The organism is Brevundimonas vitisensis (assembly GCF_016656965.1).
GTDB lineage: Bacteria > Pseudomonadota > Alphaproteobacteria > Caulobacterales > Caulobacteraceae > Brevundimonas > Brevundimonas vitisensis.
Map to the genome: position 1 here is coordinate 2,192,276 of NZ_CP067977.1, position 20,395 is coordinate 2,212,670.

Sequence of the window (20,395 nt, forward strand, 5' to 3'; positions counted from 1 at the left end):
CATGAATTTCGACCTGACCGAAGACCAGGCCATGCTGAAGGACACCGCCGAGCGGCTGTTCGCCGAGGCGGCGGACGGGGCCGGCGTTTGGGCGCGGATGGCCGAGATGGGCCTGCTGGCCGCGCCCTTTGCCGAGGATGACGGCGGTCTGGGCCTGGGGCCGGTGGAAACGATGATCGTAGGCGAGGCGATGGGCCGGGCGCAGGCAGTGACGCCCTATGCCGGTGCCATCACTGCCGCTGGAACGGCATTGCGGCTTGCGGACCGTGCGCCCGAGGGCCTGATCGCGGCCCTGGCTGGTGGGGAGAAGCGGGTCGCCTGGGCCTGCGACGGCGATTTGGCGGCCACGACAACGCTCGACGGCTGGCGGCTGTCGGGCCACAAGATCAATGTCGACCATGCGGCGGGCGCAGACGCTTTCGTGGTCACAGCTCTGGATGGTGCAAGTCCGTTGGTGCTGATCGTGACGGCGGATGCGGCAGGGCTGACCCAGCGCGACTACCGCCTGTTCGACGGGGCGGCGGCGTCAGAACTCCGTTTCGAGGGTGTGGGTCCGACAGCCGTCCTGGCCGAGGGCGAGACGGCTGAGGCGCTGATCGCGCGGGCCGGGGAGCACCATACGGCGGCGCGGGCGGCTGAGGCCGTCGGCCTGATGCAGGCCGTGCTGGATGCGACGCTGGAGCATCTGAAAACCCGGCGTCAGTTCGGTATGACCCTGTCCAGCTTTCAGGCCCTTCGGCACAAGGCGGCGGATATGCTGGTGGCCCAGGAACAGGCCCGGTCCATGGCGATGTTCGCGGCGCTGTCCGTCGAAGATCCGGATGCGGACGTCAGGCGCAAGGCCCTGAGCCAAGTCCGGTCGGTGGTGGGCAAGGCGGCGCGTCTGGTCGCCCAGACAGGGGTTCAGCTGCACGGCGGTATCGGGGTCACCGAAGAACACCCCGTCGGGCGCGCCTCCCGTCGCTTGACGCTGATCGATCTGGAGATGGAACGCGGATGACCGGCGCAGTGCGCCCCCTCGACGGCGAACTGGCCCTGATCGTCACGCACGGCCTGTCCATCATCGCGGGGGTGGCCGAAGGTCTGGACGATGCGGGGGCGGATGTCCGGGTTGTGGCGGACCCGCGCCTGTCGGGATCGCGCGATCTGGTCAGGGAGGTTTTGCTGGAGGCCCTGGATGGCCGCGTGCCTGCTTTGGTGGTGGTCAGTCTGCTGAACCATGATGTCGCAGATCAGCGACCCATGGCGGACCAGAGCCCTGCCGACTGGCGGACCGGGGCTATCGCGCCGATCCGTATGGCCATGCAGGTCCTCAGCGTCCTGGGCGAGGTGATGAAGCCCGCCGGTCGGGGAAGTATCGTCTTCCTGGCCCCCTCGCTGTCGCTGGTCGGCGGCGACGGCCGCGTGGCCTTGGTGACGGCGCTGGAAGGGCAGCGGGGTCTGGTCAAGTCCGTGGCGCGCCAGTGGGGCGCAACCGGGGTGACGGTCAACTGGATCGCTGCGGCGCCGGTTGCCCTGTCGGATCAGTTTGCTGCGGCAACCCTGGCAACCAAGGGCGATGCCGTTCCTGTGGCGCTGGGACGCCGACCCAATGCACGGGCCGAGATCGCCTCGCTCGCGGCCTGGCTGGCCGGGCCGGGCGGGCGGGGCGTGACGGGGGCGACCCTGATGCTGGATGGCGGCGAATGGATGGTGCCATGAGCGCGATGGACTGGACCCCTGTGGCCGGTCTGCTGGCCGGACGCACGGCCCTGGTCACCGGGGCCAGTGGGGGTGTCGGGCGGGGTCTGGCACAGGCCCTGGCCCTGGCCGGGGCGTCCGTCACGGTCGCGGCCCGCAGTCCGGTCGGCGGACACGAGACGGTGGCCCTGATAGACGCCGCCGGGGGACGGGCGCTGTTCGTGCCGACCGATGTCTGCGACGACGTCGCCGTCCGGACGGCCGTCGATCGCACCGTTCAGGCTTTCGGTGGGCTGGACATTGTCGTGCACAATGCGGCCAGCACCCTTTCGAAGCCGACGCCGCTGGAAGCGATCGACGAAGCCTTGTGGCTGGAACAGGCCGGGGTGTCGCTGGACGCCCTGCATCACCTGGCTACAGCCTCCCTGCCGCACCTGCGGGGTACCGGGCGCGGGCGTTTCCTGGTTCTGACCTCGGCCCAGGGGCAGCACGGGGGGGCGATGAACCCGGCCTATACGGCCCTGAAGGCGGCACAGAGAGGCTTCGTCAAATCACTGGCGCGCGAATGGGGTCCGCATGGAGTGGTCGTCAACGCCTTGGCTCCGGCGGCTCTGACCGATGCTGCGCGAACCTATCTGGAAGCCGATCCGGACCGCACGCGCGAGGCGATGAAGAGTTTCCCTCTCGGGCGGATGGGCGACATGCGCGACGATATCGGACCGGCCGCCGTCGCCCTGTGCAGCGATCTGTGGCGTTATGTGACCGGTCAGACCGTCAATGTGGACGGCGGCTATTACACCGCGCTTTAGGCCGAAGCCGTCAACTTCACGTCCAGATAGGCCAGCAGACCCTCGGCCCCGCCTTCCGAACCGTGACCGGAATCGCGCACGCCGCCGAAGGGTGTCTCGGGGTTCGACACGGCCAGAGTGTTGATGCCGACCATGCCCGCCTTCAACGCAGCCCCGATATCGGCAACCCGTCGCGCCGAGGAACTGAAGGCATAGGCGGCCAGGCCATAGGGCAGGCTGTTGGCCCGCCCCACGACCTCGTCGAAGTCGTCGAACGGTACGATAGGGGCCACCGGCCCGAACGGCTCTTCGCACATGACCAGGGCCGCATCGTCCAGGCCCGTGATGACCGTGGGCGCATAGAACCAGCCCTCGTTTCCGTGCCGCTCTCCACCCGTCTCGATCCGACCGCCCCGGTCGCGTGCGTCCTGAACCAGGGCCTCCATCGCCGCGATCCGGCGGGGATTGGCCAGCGGGCCCATCTGGACTCCCGCACCGAGGCCGTCGCCGACCTTCAGGCTGCGGGCCACCTCAGTGAACCGCGCCGCGAAACGATCGTGAACTGCCGCCTGGACGAAGAAGCGTGTGGGGGAGATGCAGACCTGTCCGGCATTGCGGTATTTGGCGATGGCGGCCGTCTCGGCCACCGCCTCGACATCGACATCGTCGAAAACGATCACCGGGCCATGCCCGCCCAGTTCCATGGTGGTGCGCTTCAGATCATCTGCGCATAGCCGCATCAGCGACTTGCCGATGGCGGTCGAGCCGGTGAAGGATACTTTGCGAATTTCGGATGCGGCGATCAGCCGGGCCGAGACGGTGGCCGGGTCGCCGAACACAAGGTTCAGCACGCCCGCCGGCAAGCCCGCGTCAGCAAAGGCCCGTGCGATCTCGACGGCGGTGCCCGGCACCTCCTCCGCCGCCTTCAATACCAGGGTACAGCCCGCGGCCAGCGCCCCGCCGATCTTGCGACAGGGCGTCAGGGCCGGGAAGTTCCAGGGGGTGAAGGCCGCCGCCGGTCCGACCGGTTCGTGCGTCACCGTCATCACCACGCCGGGAACCCGGCTGGGCACCACGCGGCCATAGGTGCGGCGACCCTCCTCGGCATACCAGTCGATGACGTCCGCAGCGTAGGCGATCTCGCCCCGGCTCTCGGCCAAGGGCTTGCCCTGTTCCAGGGTCATGACGACGGCGATGGCTTCAATCCGTTCACGGATCAAAGCGGCTGCGCGGCGCAGGATCGCCGAGCGCTCCACGGCCGTTGTCGCCGCCCAGGCGGGAAAGGCGCGGGCCGCAGCCGCCACGGCCTCGTCCAGATCGGCATCCGTGGCATGGGGCAGGTCGGCAATCGGACGGGCCGTGGCGGGATTGAAGACAGGCTCGGTGGTGCGTGTGTCCGCGGACACAAAGCGTCCGTCTATGAACAGGGCCAGGGTCGAATAGTCGGTCATGCGCGCGCGTCCTCCAGGATCATGTCGGCGGCCTTTTCGGCGATCATGACGATGCCGGCATGGGTGTTGCCCGACAGGACGAACGGCATGATCGAACCGTCCACAACCCGAAGCCCGCCGATGCCGCGCACCCGCAACCGGGCATCCACGACGGCACCCGCATCGTTGCCCATCCGCGCCGTACAGGTGGGGTGGTAGATGGTCGAACCCCTGGCACGGCAATAGGCCAGCAGATCTTTGTCCGAGGCGCAGTCCAGGCCGGGCTCGACTTCGTGGTCGATGAAGGGGGCGATGGCGGGCTGGCGCATGATGTCGCGCAGCACCTTCAACCCCCCGACCGTCACGCGCCGGTCGGTCTCGGTCGCCAGATAGTTGGGGTCTATGGCAGGAGCGACGAACGGGTCGGGACTGACGATCTTCAAGGTGCCCCGGCTCTCGGGCCGCAGTTGGCAGGCCGAGGCGGTAAAGCCGGAATAGTCGTGCAGCCGATCGCCCATCTTGGTGGTCGAGAAGTTGATGAAATGGATCTGGGTGTCCGGCAGGGCGAGCGTCGGATCGGTTTTCAGGAAGGCCCCGGCATAGCCGGCGCTGACGGTCAGGGGGCCTTTGCGGTTCAGGGCGAAGTTCAACCCCACCCCTGCCATGCGCCAGGCGCTGCGCATATCGTCGTTGAAGGTGATGCTTCGGGTGCATTTCAGGACCATGCGGACCTGCAGATGGTCCTGCAGGTCGGCCCCGACGCCGGGCAGGTCGTGGACCACAGGGATGGCGTGCTGCGCCAGCAGGGATGCCGGGCCGACGCCGGACAGCTGCAGCAACTGGGGCGACCCTATGGCTCCAGCCGAGAGGATGACTTCGTGGCCGGCCTGGGCGGTGCCGGGACGGCCATCACGGCTGAACTCCACACCGGTGCAGCGTCGTCCGTCAAAGATCAGCCGGGTCGTATGGGCACGGGTGACGACCGTCAGATTGGGCCGTCGCCGAACAGGCCGCAGATAGGCCACGGCCGAGGAGACCCGCAGTCCCCGTCGCGACGTGGTCTGATAATAGCCGGCCCCTTCCTGGGTCCGGCCGTTGAAATCGTCGTTGCGCGGATGGCCCGCCTGCTGAGCGGCCGCGACGAAGGCATCGCACAGGGGGTGGGGCGAGCCCTGGTCGGAGACGGGCAGGGGCCCGCCCTGTCCGTGGAACTCATCTGCGCCGCGGGCCTGATCCTCAGCTTTGCGGAAATAGGGCAGGACGTCCTCGAAGCCCCAGCCGACATTGCCCAGATCACGCCAGCCGTCGAAATCCTCAGCCTGACCCCGAACATAGACCAGGCCGTTAATCGAGCTGGATCCGCCCAGAACCTTGCCGCGCGGCTGGTTGATGATGCGGTCGTCCAGGTGCGGCTGCGGCGTCGTCTGGAACATCCAGTTAACCTTGGGATCGACGAACAGCTTGCCGTAACCCAGGGGGATGTGGATCCAGGGATTGGTGTCCTCGCCGCCGGCTTCCAGCAGCAAAACCCGATTTCGGGGATCGGCGCTGAGACGATTGGCCAGGACGCACCCGGCCGAGCCTGCGCCGACGATCACATAGTCAAAGCGTCCCATCTCACGCATTGGCCAGTCCCCTAGCCAAGTCCACCACATGGTCGGCAATGGCCAGAGAGGCCGTCAGGCCGGGGCTTTCGATGCCATACAGATGGATCATGCCTGATCGGGCGGTGCCGAGCGGATGAATGCGGAAATCCGCGGCGGGCTGGCCGGGTCCCGAAATCTTGGGTCGCACGCCCGCATAGCCGGGCACCAGGGCACCGTCCGGCAGGTCCGGCCAATACCGACGAACCGCACCGTAAAAGCGCTCGGCCCGGCGCGGATCGACATCATAATCGGGCCGATCGACCCATTCGACATCGGGCCCGAACTTGGCCTGTCCACCCAGGTCCAGCGTCAGATGCACACCCAACCCGCCCGGCTCCGGCGTGGGATAGATCAGCCGGCTGAACGGCGACCGGCCCGTCAGGGTGAAATAGCTGCCCTTGGCGAAATGGGGCGTGGCCTGATCCGTCGGCGACAGGCCCTCGGTGGCAGCGGCCAGACCCGGCGCGCTCAGTCCGGCGCAGTTGACGACCAGCCGGGCCAGCAACGACGGGTCGCCATCCTCGCCCGTGGTGATCGCCACGCCTTCGGGCCGGACTTCCATGGCCGTTACGCGGGTCAGAAAGGCGATCATGGCCCCGGCGGCCTCGGCCTCGCCTTGCAGCGACAGCATCAGGGCGTGGGAATCGACAATCCCGGTCGACGGAGAGAGCAGGGCCCCCACACAGGCGAGAGCCGGTTCCAACGCCTGGGCCTGATCCGCAGTAAGCCAGGCCAGGTCGTCAACGCCATTAGCCATACCGGCCTGTTGCAAACGCTGCAGCTCAGGCAATTGGGCCGCATCGGTGGCAACGATCAGCTTCCCGCAGCGGGCGTGCGGCAGATGGCGCTCGGTGCAATACGCATAAAGGGCGTCCCGACCCTGAACGCACAGCCGGGCCTTCAGCGAGCCTTGCGGATAATAGATCCCCGCGTGAATGACCTCGCTGTTGCGCGAACTGACGCCTGAGCCGATATGGTCCTCCGCCTCCAGGACGACCACTTCGCGGCCCGTCAGGGCCAGGGCGCGGGCCGTCGCGAGGCCGACCACCCCGGCACCGATCACCACACATTCGACCGTGTCCATAGTGTTGCGAAAGCACAGGGCCACGCGCTGCGATAGGGGCCGCGCCCTCGGATCGTGGACGCGATCAGGACCACCCTCTACGATGATCGGCATGACGACGACCGATCCCGAAACTCAAGACCGCGACAGCGGTGGTCCCCGCGCCATGGGTCGCGTCCTGGCTTTGCTTGAGCTTTTGGCGCGCGCCCCCGGTGGACTGCCCCTGGCCGATATTTCGGTGGCGCTGGGCGCGCCCAAAAGCACCCTGCTGAACAGCCTGCGGCCACTGGTAGCGGACGACTTTCTGGTCGTGGAGGGCGTGCTCTATCGGTTGGGGCCCAAGGCGTTCCGCCTGGCCGCGACCATCGGCTCTGCCTACGATCTGCCGCGCATGGTGCGGGGCTATCTGAGGGCCCTGGCCGACCAGACGCAGGAGACGATCGGCCTGGCTGTGCTGGATCACGAGATGAAGCGGTTCGTCTATATCGACGTGATCGAGAGCTCTCGCCCGGTTCGCTACACCATGCGCCTGGGCATGAGCGGACCACTGTATTCGACGGCTGCGGGGCGGGTGCTGTTGGCCTATCAGCCGGAAGACTATCGCAACGACTATGTCGCCAAGGCCCGGCTGGTCGCCCTGACCGAGCGTACCAATACCGACCGCGAGATCCTGAGGGCCCAGCTGCAGGAGGTGCGTGAGACCGGCGTGTGGCTGAGCCTGGGCGAATCGGTCGCCGATTCCGCTGCCGTTGCCGCGCCCATTTTCGGGCCGGACGGGACGGTTCTGGCGGCGGTTTCGCTGGGGGCTCCGACCGATCGGATGGCGTCGAATCGCGAAGCCTTGATGGAGGCGGTCATGAAAACGGCCGCGCACGCCTCGGGAGGCATGGCGGCCGTCTCCGGTTAGGTCGGTCGGGCCTAGAGGGGCAGGCCGGCCATCTTCATCCCGTTCTCGTACATGACCTTGGCCGTGTCCTCGTCGGTCAGGTCCTTGCAGGCCTCGTCGGCGAAGATGCGCGGTTCCTCGACGCCTTCGGAGTGGGGATAGTCCGATCCCATCAGCAGCCAGTCGGCATCGCCCGTCTGAGCCACGATCTGGCCGATGTCGTCCTCCGGATAGGCCACGATCTTGACGTGGCGCTTGAAGATCTTGCTGGGGCGTTCCTTCAGCTGGCCGCCGGGCCAGTAGCCGTTCTTGGCCATGCCCCGGACCTTGTCCATCTTGACCAGCATGGACGGCACCCATTCAGCGCCGTTCTCGGCCGAGATAAGGGTGATGTTCGGAAAGCGCTCGAAGAAGTTCAGCAGAACGAAGCTGGACAGGGTCTCGATCACCGGGCGCTCGGAATAGCCGTGCATCCACATGAAGGCGGTCTGGCGCAGGCGCGACTTCTGCATCGGCTCGCCCCAGACAGCCATGTGATCCTTCAGATAGATGGCCTCCGACACATGGAAGACGACACCGATCCCGGCTTCGTTCAGGATCGCCCAGAACGGGTCATGGTCGGGGTGAGCCGGAGCCTTGCCGTTGAAGGGGCCCATCGGCATCAGGATGAATTTCGCGCCGTTGGCGACCACCCACTTGGCCTGTTCGATCGCCTGCGGCAGATCGGCCAGGGTCACGACGGGACAGGTGAAGATCTTGTTCTGGTAGTTGAACTTCCATTGGTCCAGCATCCAGCGGTTATAGGCGTTCAGGATCGCATAGGCGGGATCGGGCTCGTCCAGATAGCTGATCGCCGAAACGAAGTTGCCGCAATAGAGCATGGATGACCGCACGTCCCAGGCATCCAGCACCTTCACCCGTTCGGCGGGGTCGGTCATGGTCGGGGTAATCGGCACGCGCATGTCGACTTCGGCCTTGCCCTCCTTCTGCGCACGCAGCCATTCGTGCAGCTTGCCGGGCGGCGGGATCTTGAAGTCTTCGGTCATATAATCGGCGCTGATCTCGACCTTGCGGTTGCCGACATGAAGCGCGAACTGGCCGTCATCGGCATGCCGGTAGTTCAGACCCCAATCGGCCTTGTACTTGGCCGGCACGTAGACGTCGAAAGCTTCGGGTGTCTCATACAGGTGGGTATCGGCGTCGAAGATCGGCCCCTTGTAGCGCCAGCCTGGGGTCGGGGTGTCGGACAGGGGTTGGGCGGGCATCGACGGCTCCTGATCGCTTGGGGCGATAAAATCTGAATGATGTTCGATTTTCTGCGTACGGTCCGATCTTGTCAAGGGACGGCCGATGCGATCAGGCCTGCGATAAGGCCTCGGCGAGGGCCTCAGCCGACGACCAGGTCGGCGATGGACGCCTTCTGCATATCGGTCAGCGACACCGGCCGACGGGTCGCGCGGTCGACATAGACGTGGGTGAAATAGCCGGCCGCAACCGGGACCTCGCGCCCCTCCAGGAACAGTCCGATCTCGAACCTCAGGGACTTGTCGCCCAGGCGTCCGATCCGGACCCCGGCCTGGACGGTCTCGGGAAATTCGACCGGAGCCAGGAAGTTGCAGTGACTTTCGACGCACAGGCCAATGGTCGGGCTGTCGGGCAGCCAGATCAGCTTTCGCTCGAACAGCATTCGAGTGACCGCCGTGTCGAACCAGCTGTAGTAGATGACATTGTTGGCGTGGCCATAGGCGTCGCCGTCAGCCCAGCGCGTGGGGATGTCCAGCCACCAGCGGTAATGATCGCGGCGTTCCTCGCCCGGCTTCATGGGTTCGGTCATGGCTGCGCCCCCCGGCGGGTCAGTCGAAGGAACTCGGCGCGCGTGCGCGGGTCATCGCGGATCACGCCGCGCAGGCTGGAGGTGGTCAGGCGCGACCCTGGCGTATTGACGCCGCGCAGGGTCATGCAGCTGTGTTCGGCCTCGATCACCACCCCGACGCCCTGCGGGGCCAGGACGTCCTCGATGGCCTGGGCGATCTCGGCGGTCAGCTTCTCCTGAATCTGCAGTCGCCGGGCAAAGCCGTGGACCACCCGTGCCAGTTTGGAAATCCCCACCACCTTGTCGGTCGGCAGATAGCCGACATGGGCCACGCCGATCACCGGCAGCATGTGATGTTCGCAAAAGCTGACGACGCGAATGTCGCTAAGCACCACCAACTGGTCGTAGCCGGCCACCTCCTCGAACGTCCGCTCCAGATAGGCACGGGGGTCCTGCTCATAACCGGCGAACAGTTCGCGGTAGGATTTGGCCACCCGCTTGGGCGTGTCCAGCAGACCCTCGCGCGCCGGGTCGTCGCCCGCCCATTCCAGCAGGGTCCGTACGGCGGCCTCGGCCTGTTCCTGAGTAGGTCTGGTCATGCTTTTTCGAACAGGTGAACCGCCGAGGCCGTTCCGAGGCCTACGACATGGGTGAGGCCCACCTTGGCCCCCTCGACCTGTCGCGCGCCCGCCTCGCCGCGCAGATGCAGGGCGATCTCATACATATTGGCGATGCCGGTGGCGCCCAGAGGGTGCCCCTTGGACAGTAGCCCGCCCGAGACATTGACCGGCACCCGGCCGCCCAGGGCCGTTACGCCTTCGTCGATCAGCCGTCCCGCCTGGCCGGGCGCGCACAGTTGAAGGTTCTCGTAGTGCAGCAGCTCGGCCGTGGCGAAACAGTCGTGCAGTTCCACCAGGCTGACGTCGGACGGGGCGATGCCGGCCATGTCATAGGCGGTCTGGGCCGCCAGCCGGGTCACGCTGTTGACGTCGGGCATGATCGGATTGCGCGGGTTCCACGGATCGGAGGCCAGGGCGGACGCCATGACGCGGATCGCGCGGCCCATCCCCATTTCCCGTGCCTTCTTCTCGGAGACCAGCACCGCCGCCGCCGAGCCGTCGACGTTCACCGAACACATCAGCTTGGTGTTGGGATAGGCGATCATCTCCGAGCCCATCACCTCCTCCAGCGGCGTCTCCTTCTGATAGACGGCCTTGGGATTCATGGTGGAGTGATGGTGGTTCTTCACCGAGACCTTGGCGAACTGTTCGAAGGTCGTGCCCCATTTTCCGGCGTGCTCCATCCCGGATTCGGCGAAGACGGCAGGCATGGAGGCGGAGCCGAAAAGGCCCTCCAGCGAGATGCCGGTCTCGTGCCCAGCGCCCAGCATGCCGCGCGGCATCTTTTCGACGCCAACGGCCAGGACCGCGTCGTACAGGCCCGACTTGATGGCGATCCAGGCCTCGCGGAAGGCTGAGGCCCCGGTGGCGCAGGCGTTGGAGATGTTGGTCACCGGAATGCCGGTCTGGCCGATCTCGCGCATGACCGCCTGTCCGGTCATGTCGTAGGCCCCGAATACCGAGCCGCAGTACATGGCCTGGACATCGCGCACGGTCAGCCCGGCGTCGTCCAGCGCCAGAAGGGCTGCCTCGCCTCCCAACTGGGCAAAGGTGCGGTCCGGGTATTTGCCGAACTTCAGCATGTCGATGCCGAGGATATAGACACTCTCGCTCATGACCGGCCTCAGGCTGCAGGTTCAAAGAAGAAGGCGACATAGGACGCGCCGTCCTTGTCAGTTCGGCCCATGGCGTCGCCGAACACCATCCGCACCGGCATGCCGACAGGCAGGGCGTCCGGCTCGGGCGCGACATTGATCAGATTGCCCTTCAAGGTCAGTCCGTCGTCCAGATCCACGATGGCCGAGACGAAGGGCACCGGAACGCCGGGATAGGACCGTCTGACGATCGAATAGGCATGCAAACGGCCGGTTGTCGGCGCGCGATAGGACTGGACCGTGTCCCTGCCTCCGCAGCCCGGACAGGCCAGATGCACCGCAGCCGTGCGGGCACCGCAGGCCGAACACAGACGTCCCTCGACATAGGGCGTGTCGCCATCCAGGCGGATATAGGGCTGGGCCGGGCGGAGGGGCTGGGGGGCGGTATCGGTCATCGGTCTGCTCAGGCGCCGGTGAACTGCGGCGGGCGTTTGTCGAGAAAGGCCTCGACGGCCTCCTTGTGGTCGGCGGTCTCGTGGGCCAGGGCCTGGAAGGCGGCGGATAGTTCCAGCACATCGGCCAGGCGCGAATGCTGACCCTCGCGCAACAGCCGCTTGGCCAACCGCACGGCGCGGGGCGGGTTGACGGCGATGCGCTCGGCCAGGGCCAGGGCCTGGTCCAGCACCTGGTCGGCCGGGACGACCCGGTTGACCAGACCCATGCCTTTGGCCTCTGCCGCCGAATAGGTGTCGCCGGTGAGGATCATCTCGGCGGCATTGGCATAGCCGATGGCCCGCGGCAGGATCCAGGCTCCGCCGTCGCCGGGAACGATGCCCATCTTGACGAAGCTGGCGGCGAACTTGGCCGCGTCCGAGGCCACCCGCAGATCGCACAGGCAGGCGATGTCGCAGCCCAGGCCGATGGCATGGCCATTCACGGCGGCCACGGTGGCGATCTCCAGTCCGGCAAAAGCCAGGGCGATCTTCTGGACGCCGCGCCGATAGTTGTCGCGGGTGTCGGCCGGCGTGGCCAGGGGGCCGATGCCGTTTCGGTCGCGCATGCCCTTCAGATTGCCGCCGGCCGAAAAGGCCGAACCGGCACCGGTCAGAACCAGGACAGAAATTGCCGGGTCTGCGTTCGCGCGCTCGATCGCCGCGACCAGATCGGTGCAGTCGGAGTGTTCGCCGATCGCATTGCGCGTGTCGGGCCGGTTCAGCGTGACGACCGCGATACGGCCACGGGTCTCGTAAAGGGCGAAGGGTTCGCTCATGGGATGGCGGCTTTCCTGCTCGTTCCGGGGCAAAGCATCCGCAAACGCGCTGCATCACAAGCGCCGCCTGAACGGCGGTCAGACATATCACCCACACGATGACCGGCGCGGCCTTCTTGTCTCGAGGGGCGACTTCACGACGATGCGGGATGAAGACGCGCAACCACTCAGGGTTGGGCGCGGGGAGGCGTTGCTGTTCATGTCGTCCAAGGCCCTGGAAGGCGTCAGGATCCTGGATCTCAGTCGGGTGCTGGCTGCGCCGCTGGCCAGTCAGCTGCTGGCTGATCTGGGCGCCGACGTGATCAAGGTCGAGCGCCCCGGGACCGGCGACGAAAGCCGGGAATATGGCCCGCCCTTCCTGAACGACAGCGACGGCAATCCGACCTCGGATGCAGCCTTCTTTTTGAGCTGCAACCGCAACAAGCGATCCATCACCGTCGATCTGGCCTCGCCCGAAGGGCAGGAGATCGTCCGTCGCCTGGCGGCCCAGAGCGATGTGGTGCTGGAGAACTTCAAGACCGGGGCGCTGAAGAAGTACGGCCTGGACTACGACAGTCTGAAGGCCATCAATCCGGGGCTGATCTATTGTTCGATCACCGGCTTCGGCCAGACCGGACCTATGGCGCAAAAGCCCGGATACGACGGCGTCTTTCAGGCCATGGGCGGGATGATGAGCGTCTCGGGTCTGCCCGACGGCGTGCCGGGCGGAGGGCCTATGAAAGTCGGCATCTCCATGGTCGACATCCTGACCAGCCTCTACGCCTCCAGCGCCATCCTGGCGGCTCTGCACCACCGCGACGCGGGCGGGGGGACCGGCCAGCACATCGACCTGTCACTGCTGGACTGCGGGGTGGCGTCGCTGAGCCACTTCGCCATGAGCTATCTGGTCTCAGGCGAGATTCCGGCCCGTCGGGGCAATGGCGGCTATGGCGGTGTGCCGTCGCAGACCTTTCGCTGTTCGGACCGGGACATCTTCCTGACGGCGGGCAACAATGTGCAGTTCGCACGTCTGTGCCGGGCGCTGGACCGGCCGGAGCTGGCCAAGGATCCGCGCTTCGACAATACGGCGGGGCGGATCTGCAATCGCGACGCCCTGCTGGAAATCCTGGATGCGGTGTTCGCGACGCGAACCGCCGAGGACTGGCTGGCGCGGCTGGACGTGGCCGATGTGCCTTCCAGCCCGGTCAATGACATCGCTGACGCCCTGGCCAATCCACAGATCGTGCATCGCGGCATGGTGCGAGAGATCGACCATCCGGTGGCCGGAAAGCTGAAGGCCCTGAGCAATCCCATCCGCCTGTCTGAGACCCCGATCGAGGACTATGCCCCGCCCCCGCTGGTGGGAGAGCATACAGACGCCATCCTGGCCTCGGTCGGATACGAGCCGGATGCCGTGGCTGCCCTGCGCCGATCGCGCGTCATCTGAAAAACCCCCTGCGACGGCTCCCCGCGTCGCTTCACGTCATCCCGAAGGAAAGCCCGCCATGACCGACAAGATTCTGAGCCGCAAGGACGGCCCGATCGGCCACATGATCTTCAACAACCCCGACAAGCTGAACGCCATCTCGCTGGAGATGTGGGAGGGGATGTCGACCATCATGGCCGACTTCGAGAGCGATCCGGTCATCCGCGTCATCGTGATATCGGGCGCGGGGGGCGTATCCTTCATCGCCGGCGCCGACGTCTCGAAATACGAGGAAGAGCGGATGGGCGAGAATGCTCAGGAGCACTATGCGCAGACCGGCGAGCGCGGCCTGTCGGCCATCTATAATTCGACCAAGGTGACGATCGCGGCCATCGACGGCTGGTGCATCGGCGGGGGCATCTCGGTCGCGGTGTCCTGCGACCTGCGCTACTGCTCGTCCAAATCGAAGTTCGGCCAGCCGGCCATGCGCTACGGGATCGGCTATCGCTACAAGAGCCTGTCGCGGCTGGTGGACATCATCGGCGTACCCGCATCCAAGGATATGCTGCTGGGCGGGCTGCAGTTCACCGCCGAGGAGGCCTACGCCAAGGGGCTGGTCGGACGGGTGCTGGCGGAGGGCGAGGAATTCGATGCCTTCATCAAGAAGACGGCGTCCCAGATCGCTGGCGGCGCGCCGCTGACCGCCGAGCAGATCAAATACACCCTGGCCACGATCCTGAAGGATCCGGCCGATCGCGATCTGGCCAAATGCGAGGAGATGTTCCAGACCTGTTATGCGTCCTCGGACTATAAGGAAGGCATCCGCGCCTTTGCCGAGAAGCGCAAGCCGGTGTTCACCGGCAGCTGACCGGAGCAGTGACCATGCAGGACAAGATCGTCGTCATCACCGGAGCCTCCGGCGCGCTGGGGCGCGTCGTGGCTGCGCGAGCCGCCGCCCTAGGCGCGCGGGTCGTGGCGGTCGATCATGCGAGCGAGGCCCCGCCGGGCCTGGCCGAGGCCCTGGGCGAGCACGGCGTAATCCGGGGGGGCGTGGACCTGTCCGACGCCGCCGCCGCCGAGGCGGCCATCACGGCGGCCGGGTCGGTCGATGTCCTGATCAATATCGCGGGCGGCTTTGCGTGGGAGACCGTGTCGGACGGCGAGGTCGCGACCTGGGACCGGCTGTATCGGCTGAACGTCGTGACGGCGCTGAACGCCTGCCGGGCCGCCCTGCCGCATCTGGTTGCCAGCGGAGCAGGCCGGATCGTCAACATCGGGGCCAATGCCGCGCACAAGGCCGCGACCGGCATGGGGGCCTATGCCGCGTCCAAAGCCGGCGTGCATCGCCTGACCGAGGCCTTGGCCGAGGAGTACAAGGGCCGCGTCACGGTCAATGCCGTCCTGCCCTCCATCATCGACACTCCGGCCAATCGCAAGGATATGCCGGACGCCGATTTCGGAACCTGGGTCACACCGGATGAGCTGGCCGAGGTGATCCTGTTCCTGGCGTCTGATGCGGCCAGTGCCGTCACCGGGGCGCTGATCCCGGTTACTGGGCGGGTCTGACGCCATGACCTATCGCGGCAAGTGGCTGAACGATCCGAAGGAGGTCCTGTTCGAGGTCGCCGATCGCGTGGCGCGCATCACCCTGAACAAGCCCGACAAGCGCAACGCCCTGTCGCCCCAGACGCTGCAGGACCTGCACGACGCCCTCTTGGAGGCGGACGACCGGCTGGACGTCAATGTCATCATCCTTCAGGGCGCGGGCAAGGATTTCTGCGCCGGCTACGACCTGGCCGGGGTCTATGCGGGGCGTCAGGCCGAGAGCGAGATCGAGGCGTCCGCCTATCGCTCCTCCTCGGGCAGCTATGACGACGACGCCTGGTTCATGGAGCGGCAACAGGCCCTGACCACGGTCATCTTCGACCTGCACAAGCCGGTGATCGCGCGGGTGCACGGCAACTGTCTGGCGGGCGGCACGGACCTGGCCTTGATGTGCGATTTCGTCATCGTATCGGACGAGGCGAAGATCGGCTTTCCGGCCACCCGTGCCAACGGGTCGCCGCCAAACCATATGTGGATCTATCACTGCGGCCCGCAGTGGGCGAAGCGGATGCTGATGACCGGCGACAGCATCCTGGGGCGTGATGCAGTGACCATCGGCCTGGCCCTGGAATCGGCCCCGGCCGACCAGTTGGATGCCTGCGTCGACGAACTGGCGCGGCGATTGTCCTTCGTCGACAACGAGCTGCTGTCCGCCCACAAGCGGATCGTCAACCTGGCCCTGGAGGTCATGGGGGCCAGGACAATCCAGCGCCTTGCAGCCGAGAACGATGCCCGTGCCCACCTGTCCAAGGGGCCGCGCCGGACGCAGTTCAAGGCCGATATGGCCGAACATGGTCTGAAGACGGCCCTGACCCACCGCGATGCGCCGTTCGGCGACGGGATTGTGCGCCTGCGTCGGGATTGACGCTGCACCGCAGCGATCGGTGTCGCGATCAGGGGCGTCAGCGTGTTTCGACGGTTTTACACGCAAGACGGGACGGCTAGTCTGTCTGCTTCGGCGTCCGGTGTTCGGTCGCGACGACGGACTGCCCATGCTGCTCGAATCCGGCCCGCTTCCGCTTTACCACCAGTTGGAACAGGACCTGCGTGCGCGCCTACACGCCGGTCAGTACGCCCCCGGCGACGCCCTGCCTTCCGAAGAGCGGATATGCGAGCAGTATGGCGTCAGCCGGATCACCGTGCGCAGGGCATTGGACGCGCTGATCGCCCAGGGGCTGATCGTCAAGCGGCGCGGGGTCGGCTCCTTCGTAGCGGAACCCAAGACCGGGGCCCGGACCATTTCCTTGCGGGGCTCGCTGGACGAATTCCTGTCGGGCGCCGGCGTGATGGAGCCCGATCGGCTGTCTCTGACGCACGACGCCACCAACGCCCAGGCCGCCGCGAACCTGAACCTGCCCGAAGATGCTCAGCTGACGCGGATTGAACTGGTCAGCCGGATCGACGGCGAACCGACGGCTCATCTGGAAATCTATTTCCCGCATGAGGTCGGGCGCCAGCTGGAGCATCACGACTTTCTGAAGGCGGGGGTGCCGATCATCCGGGCAGTCGAGCGGCGACTGAATGTTCGGGTCAGTCGCGCCCAGCAGAAGATTGAATCCAGCACCGCAGGCGAGGTCGCGGCGGCTCACCTGGGGCTGCAGCCTGGCGATCCGGTCCTGTTCGTCACCCGTGTCTACTATCTGGCCAGCGGCCAACCCATCGAAGCTGTATTCGTCCGCTACCATCCCGCGCGATACAGCTATGTCATTGAATTCAATGCGGACGGCCGCGGGCGATAAGCCTGGGCAAAACCCATAAAGCGAACGTCATTCGAAAAAACACACGCCCTACCTTGCGAGCCTCAACTTGTTATGACAGCATGACGTCATAAGAAAAGGCATAGGGAAACGTCGTCATGGTCAAGTCGCTGGACCCGAAGAAGATCAAGTCCGCACAGCGTGCGCTTGAGGTGCTGGAGTACTTTTCCGACAGCCGGCCGACGGCCACCGTCATGGATATCGCCCGGTCCATGGGCTATCCCCAGTCCAGCACGTCGGAACTGCTCAACTGTCTGGTTTCCTTGGGCTATCTGGAGCGCGACCGTGACGCGCGGACCTATCGCCCCACGGCCCGCGTCGCTGTGATCGGCTCCTCCGTCCAGCCGGAACTGTTCCGCAAAGGGCGCCTGTTGGCCATTCTGGACCACCTGTCAGAAGAGGCTGGCGTCACGGTGACCCTCGCGCACAAGGTCGGGATGTCGATGCAGCACATCCATGTGGTGCGGGCGGCCGACAGCGCGATCGAGATTCCCGCCGCCACAGGGCTGGCAACCTCGGCGCCCGGCAAGGCCCTGCTGGCGACCTTCGATCCGAACCTCGTCAGGAAGCTGGTGCACCGCATCAATGCCGAGGCCCCCGAAGGCACGGCCCGCATCTGTGCCACGGAGCTGGCCGACGAGCTGCGCGCCTGTGCCATTCAGGGCTATGCCCTGCACCTCGAGGACGGTCAGGCCAGCCTGTCGATGTTGATCTCCCAGGGCCGCGACGCCCATGCCCTGGTCCTGACCATCCATGGCGATGCCACGATGTTCGAGGCCCATCGCGATTGGCTGTTGCAGATGGTGCGCGGTGCGATCGCGCGCCTGACCAATCCGTCCATGAGCCGTCCCCTGATCGAGGCACCCCTGACCGAGGCGGGCGTCGCCGAACCGATGCGCCGCTCAGCCTGATCTTCCAAACTGTCAAACAACGAACGGCCGCCCCGACCGGGGCGGCCGTTCTCGTTTCTCAGAGGCCCAGGATCACCGTGGCCTGGCTGGACAGGACGCCGCCGTTGCCGTGGGCCAGGGCGCGTTCGGCCCCGGTGATCTGACGATCGCCGCACTCGCCACGCAACTGGCGCACGGCCTCGACGAGTGTGAACAGGCCGTACATGCCGGGATGGCAGCAGGACAGGCCGCCGCCATTGGTGTTCACCGCCAGAGATCCGCCCGGTGCGATGGCACCGTCCTGGACGAACCGCCCACCCTCGCCCTTGGGGCAGAAGCCCAGGTCTTCCAGGAACAGGATCGTGTTGATGGTGAAGGCGTCATAGACCTGGACCACATCGATATCCGATGGGCCGAGCCCCGCCTGGGCATAGGCGCGCGCGCCCGAGGCCTGGGCCGCCGTGACCGTCAGGTCGTCCAGCCAGCCGATCTCGCGATGGTGGGTCTCGGCGGCCGCGCCCAGGACATGGACCGGCTTGCGCTTCAGGTCGCGGGCCCGGTCGGCGCGGGTCATGACGATCGCAGCGGCCCCATCCGTGACCAGGCAGCAATCCAGCACCGTCAGCGGGTCGGAGACCCGTCGCGAGGCCAGATAGTCGTCGAGCGTCAGAGGGTCTCGCTTGAATGCCTCGGGGTTCAACTGGGCCCACTCGCGCGCGGCCAGGGCGACGGCGCCCAGCTGTTCGCGTGTGGTGCCGTACTGATGCATGTGGCGCGCGGTCGCCAGGGCATAGGAGCTGACCGGATTCAGCGGGCGATAGGGGGCTTCGTACCGCATCGGCTGAACGGTCGAGACCAGCTTGCCCGTCGCGGTCGCCTGGTTCGACCCATAGGCGATCAGGGCGCAGTCGATCAGCCCAGCATCCAGCAGGAAGGCGGCATGCTCGACATAGGTCTGAAACGCCGAGCCGCCGGTGCGGTTGTTGTCGGTGACCTTGGGCCGAATACCCAGATACTGAGCAAACGACAGCCCGCCCATGGTGTCGGTGGGGTGACAGAAGAATAGACCGTCGACGTCGGTTAGGCTCAGGCCCGCATCTTCCAGTGCCAGGCCGGCGGCGATGGCGGCCAGATCGGAAGCCTCGAAACCGGGCGCGCGTCCCTGGCCGAAGGTGGCGGCCCCGACGACGGCCGTGCGGCCGGAAGGGAAACCGCTCATTGGCCATCCTCCACGGGATCGAAGACAACGACCGGCTCACCGTCTTGATCGATAATCCGTGCACAGACGATCATACCGATGGTCACGGCTTCGGGGTCCAGTCCCTCGACCCGGCTCATCATACGGACGCCCTCGTCCAGGTCGATCAGGGCGACGTTATAGCTGGGCTCCGGCGGCCTTTTGCGCACCACGGTGGTGGAATAGACGATCCCCCGGCCCGAGGCCTCGACCCATTCCAGGTCGCGCGCACCGGTGCCCGGCGCGACGGCCCTTGGATAGAAGACGAAGGCCCCCGTCCCCCTCGAGCGCTGGATCATGAACCGCCCCTCGGCCAGGAAGGCGCGGAACTCGGAATCGGGGTGGGTGACGTCCATGGATCAGTTGCCGACGAAGGCGGATTTCCGCTTTTCCTTGAAGGCGGTTGTGCCCTCGCGGAAGTCCTCGGTCTGGACCATCAGGGGCTGGATATTGGCCTCAAAATCCAGGGCCTGGTCGAAGTTCTGGGCCGGGGCGGCCTCGAACTGGCGCTTGGCCATGCCGATGGCGATGGTCGGGGCATCGACGAAGGAGGCGGCCAGTTCCCTGGCCTTGGCCAGCGCCTCGCCGGGCGGCGTGGAATAGAGCGCCAGGCCCAGCTGATGTGCCTCGGTGCCGCTGACGAAGCGGCCGGAATACATGATCTCCTTGGCCCGCTGGATCGGGACATGGCGGCTGAGCAGATAGGCCGCGCCGCCGTCCGGAGCCAGGCCGATGTGGCGGAAGGCGAATTGGAAGCGGGCGTTCTCGGCGGCCACGATGATGTCCGTGGACAGGGCCATGGCCCAGCACATGCCGATGCAGACGCCTTCGACCGCGCTGATGACCGGCTTGTTCGTATTGGCGATGGCGCGTGACATCCGGTGCATGTGCCGCATCCGGTAAAGCGATCCGCGGATCCCGCCGCCGCCCATCTCGCTGACGTCGGCACCGGCACTGAAGTCCGAACCCGCCCCGGTCAGTATGATGACCCGCACCTGGTCGTCGTCCTGGCACTTTTGGAACGCCGCCTCGATCTCCAGGCGCATGGCCAACAGGATGGCGTTCTTGCGCTCCGGCCGGTTGATGGTGACGGTCGCGATGCCGCCCTCGATGGTCAGGTCGATGGCCATGCCGGTCTCCTTTGATGTGTGACCGGCATAGCACCGGGTCTTGGCTGGTGACGACCCAAGTGCGACCTTCGTGCCCGGCCA

General features: G+C 66.3%; 22 protein-coding genes. 10 read left to right on the forward strand and 12 right to left on the reverse strand.

Translation table 11 applies throughout. From position 1 onward, the window contains the following. Position 1: 1 nt before the first annotated feature. The 3 genes from JIP62_RS11160 to JIP62_RS11170 are packed head-to-tail and all read left to right on the forward strand — an operon-like array spanning position 2 to position 2,489. Entirely contained in the window at positions 2 to 1,000 is a 999-nt protein-coding gene (locus JIP62_RS11160) for an acyl-CoA dehydrogenase family protein (protein ID WP_201102257.1), read from the forward strand. Beyond that, the gene (locus JIP62_RS11165) at positions 997 to 1,701 is read left to right on the forward strand and encodes an SDR family oxidoreductase (protein ID WP_201102258.1); all 705 of its coding nucleotides are present in this window, start codon (positions 997 to 999) and stop codon (positions 1,699 to 1,701) included. The genes JIP62_RS11160 and JIP62_RS11165 overlap by 4 nt, the downstream gene beginning before the upstream one ends. Then, complete coding sequence (locus JIP62_RS11170; RefSeq protein WP_201102259.1) at positions 1,698 to 2,489, forward strand: SDR family NAD(P)-dependent oxidoreductase; 792 nt, start codon at positions 1,698 to 1,700, stop codon at positions 2,487 to 2,489. The genes JIP62_RS11165 and JIP62_RS11170 overlap by 4 nt, the downstream gene beginning before the upstream one ends. Here JIP62_RS11170 and JIP62_RS11175 read toward each other — a convergent pair. From JIP62_RS11175 to JIP62_RS11185, 3 genes are read right to left on the reverse strand one after another with little or no spacing between them, the layout of a single operon-like run. Continuing rightward, positions 2,486 to 3,919, reverse strand: coding sequence for an NAD-dependent succinate-semialdehyde dehydrogenase (locus JIP62_RS11175; protein ID WP_201102260.1), 1,434 nt, complete (start codon positions 3,917 to 3,919; stop codon positions 2,486 to 2,488). The two genes, JIP62_RS11170 and JIP62_RS11175, sit on opposite strands and share 4 nt — an antisense overlap. Further along, positions 3,916 to 5,523 (reverse strand): GMC family oxidoreductase, encoded by a 1,608-nt coding sequence (locus JIP62_RS11180; protein WP_201102261.1) that lies wholly within the window; start codon positions 5,521 to 5,523, stop codon positions 3,916 to 3,918. Before JIP62_RS11180 ends, JIP62_RS11175 begins: the two co-directional genes overlap by 4 nt. Continuing rightward, positions 5,516 to 6,628 (reverse strand): NAD(P)/FAD-dependent oxidoreductase, encoded by a 1,113-nt coding sequence (locus JIP62_RS11185; protein ID WP_201102262.1) that lies wholly within the window; start codon positions 6,626 to 6,628, stop codon positions 5,516 to 5,518. The genes JIP62_RS11180 and JIP62_RS11185 overlap by 8 nt, the downstream gene beginning before the upstream one ends. An 82-nt stretch (positions 6,629 to 6,710) precedes the next feature. On the opposite strand from JIP62_RS11185, the gene JIP62_RS11190 reads away from it, so the two are divergent. Then, positions 6,711 to 7,514: an IclR family transcriptional regulator gene (locus tag JIP62_RS11190; protein ID WP_201102263.1), complete on the forward strand. Its 804-nt coding sequence runs from the start codon at positions 6,711 to 6,713 to the stop codon at positions 7,512 to 7,514. Between the two features lie 11 nt (positions 7,515 to 7,525). On the opposite strand, the gene JIP62_RS11195 is transcribed toward JIP62_RS11190, so the two are convergent. The 6 genes from JIP62_RS11195 to JIP62_RS11220 all read right to left on the reverse strand — a co-directional run bounded on the left by JIP62_RS11195 (position 7,526) and on the right by JIP62_RS11220 (position 12,290). Next, positions 7,526 to 8,758 (reverse strand): amidohydrolase family protein, encoded by a 1,233-nt coding sequence (locus JIP62_RS11195; protein ID WP_201102264.1) that lies wholly within the window; start codon positions 8,756 to 8,758, stop codon positions 7,526 to 7,528. A gap of 122 nt (positions 8,759 to 8,880) precedes the next feature. Beyond that, positions 8,881 to 9,327 carry an acyl-CoA thioesterase gene (locus tag JIP62_RS11200; protein WP_201102265.1) on the reverse strand — a complete coding sequence of 149 codons (447 nt, stop codon included), beginning with the start codon at positions 9,325 to 9,327 and terminating at the stop codon, positions 8,881 to 8,883. Next, a complete protein-coding gene (gene folE, locus JIP62_RS11205) occupies positions 9,324 to 9,905 on the reverse strand; it encodes a GTP cyclohydrolase I FolE (RefSeq protein ID WP_201102266.1) in 582 nt (193 codons plus the stop codon). Before folE ends, JIP62_RS11200 begins: the two co-directional genes overlap by 4 nt. Beyond that, entirely contained in the window at positions 9,902 to 11,041 is a 1,140-nt protein-coding gene (locus tag JIP62_RS11210; protein ID WP_201102267.1) for a thiolase family protein, read from the reverse strand. Before JIP62_RS11210 ends, folE begins: the two co-directional genes overlap by 4 nt. Positions 11,042 to 11,049: 8 nt before the next feature. Further along, positions 11,050 to 11,475 carry a Zn-ribbon domain-containing OB-fold protein gene (locus tag JIP62_RS11215; RefSeq protein ID WP_201102268.1) on the reverse strand — a complete coding sequence of 142 codons (426 nt, stop codon included), beginning with the start codon at positions 11,473 to 11,475 and terminating at the stop codon, positions 11,050 to 11,052. An 8-nt stretch (positions 11,476 to 11,483) separates the two neighbouring features. Then, on the reverse strand, positions 11,484 to 12,290 hold the full coding sequence (locus JIP62_RS11220) for a crotonase/enoyl-CoA hydratase family protein (RefSeq protein ID WP_201102269.1): 807 nt from the start codon (positions 12,288 to 12,290) through the stop codon (positions 11,484 to 11,486). A 199-nt stretch (positions 12,291 to 12,489) separates the two neighbouring features. Here JIP62_RS11220 and JIP62_RS11225 point away from each other — a divergent pair, with 199 nt between their 5' ends. The 6 genes from JIP62_RS11225 to JIP62_RS11250 all read left to right on the forward strand — a co-directional run bounded on the left by JIP62_RS11225 (position 12,490) and on the right by JIP62_RS11250 (position 17,968). Continuing rightward, a complete protein-coding gene (locus JIP62_RS11225; protein ID WP_201102270.1) occupies positions 12,490 to 13,716 on the forward strand; it encodes a CaiB/BaiF CoA transferase family protein in 1,227 nt (408 codons plus the stop codon). A gap of 58 nt (positions 13,717 to 13,774) precedes the next feature. Beyond that, the gene (locus JIP62_RS11230; protein ID WP_201102271.1) at positions 13,775 to 14,563 is read left to right on the forward strand and encodes an enoyl-CoA hydratase; all 789 of its coding nucleotides are present in this window, start codon (positions 13,775 to 13,777) and stop codon (positions 14,561 to 14,563) included. Positions 14,564 to 14,577: 14 nt separating this feature from the next. Continuing rightward, positions 14,578 to 15,261, forward strand: a complete 684-nt coding sequence (locus JIP62_RS11235; RefSeq protein ID WP_201102272.1) for an SDR family NAD(P)-dependent oxidoreductase — start codon at positions 14,578 to 14,580, stop codon at positions 15,259 to 15,261. Positions 15,262 to 15,265: 4 nt separating this feature from the next. Then, positions 15,266 to 16,165 carry a crotonase/enoyl-CoA hydratase family protein gene (locus JIP62_RS11240; protein WP_201102273.1) on the forward strand — a complete coding sequence of 300 codons (900 nt, stop codon included), beginning with the start codon at positions 15,266 to 15,268 and terminating at the stop codon, positions 16,163 to 16,165. Between the two features lie 127 nt (positions 16,166 to 16,292). Continuing rightward, positions 16,293 to 17,039: a GntR family transcriptional regulator gene (locus JIP62_RS11245; RefSeq protein WP_201102274.1), complete on the forward strand. Its 747-nt coding sequence runs from the start codon at positions 16,293 to 16,295 to the stop codon at positions 17,037 to 17,039. A gap of 116 nt (positions 17,040 to 17,155) precedes the next feature. Beyond that, on the forward strand, positions 17,156 to 17,968 hold the full coding sequence (locus JIP62_RS11250; RefSeq protein WP_201102275.1) for an IclR family transcriptional regulator: 813 nt from the start codon (positions 17,156 to 17,158) through the stop codon (positions 17,966 to 17,968). Positions 17,969 to 18,026: 58 nt separating this feature from the next. Here the strand turns inward: JIP62_RS11250 and JIP62_RS11255 are convergent, their stop codons facing one another. From JIP62_RS11255 to JIP62_RS11265, 3 genes are read right to left on the reverse strand one after another with little or no spacing between them, the layout of a single operon-like run. Beyond that, positions 18,027 to 19,166, reverse strand: a complete 1,140-nt coding sequence (locus tag JIP62_RS11255) for a thiolase (RefSeq protein WP_201102276.1) — start codon at positions 19,164 to 19,166, stop codon at positions 18,027 to 18,029. After that, positions 19,163 to 19,540, reverse strand: a complete 378-nt coding sequence (locus JIP62_RS11260; RefSeq protein WP_201102277.1) for a Zn-ribbon domain-containing OB-fold protein — start codon at positions 19,538 to 19,540, stop codon at positions 19,163 to 19,165. The genes JIP62_RS11255 and JIP62_RS11260 overlap by 4 nt, the downstream gene beginning before the upstream one ends. Before the next feature lie 3 nt (positions 19,541 to 19,543). Next, the gene (locus JIP62_RS11265) at positions 19,544 to 20,314 is read right to left on the reverse strand and encodes an enoyl-CoA hydratase/isomerase family protein (RefSeq protein WP_201102278.1); all 771 of its coding nucleotides are present in this window, start codon (positions 20,312 to 20,314) and stop codon (positions 19,544 to 19,546) included. Positions 20,315 to 20,395 lie beyond the last annotated feature (81 nt).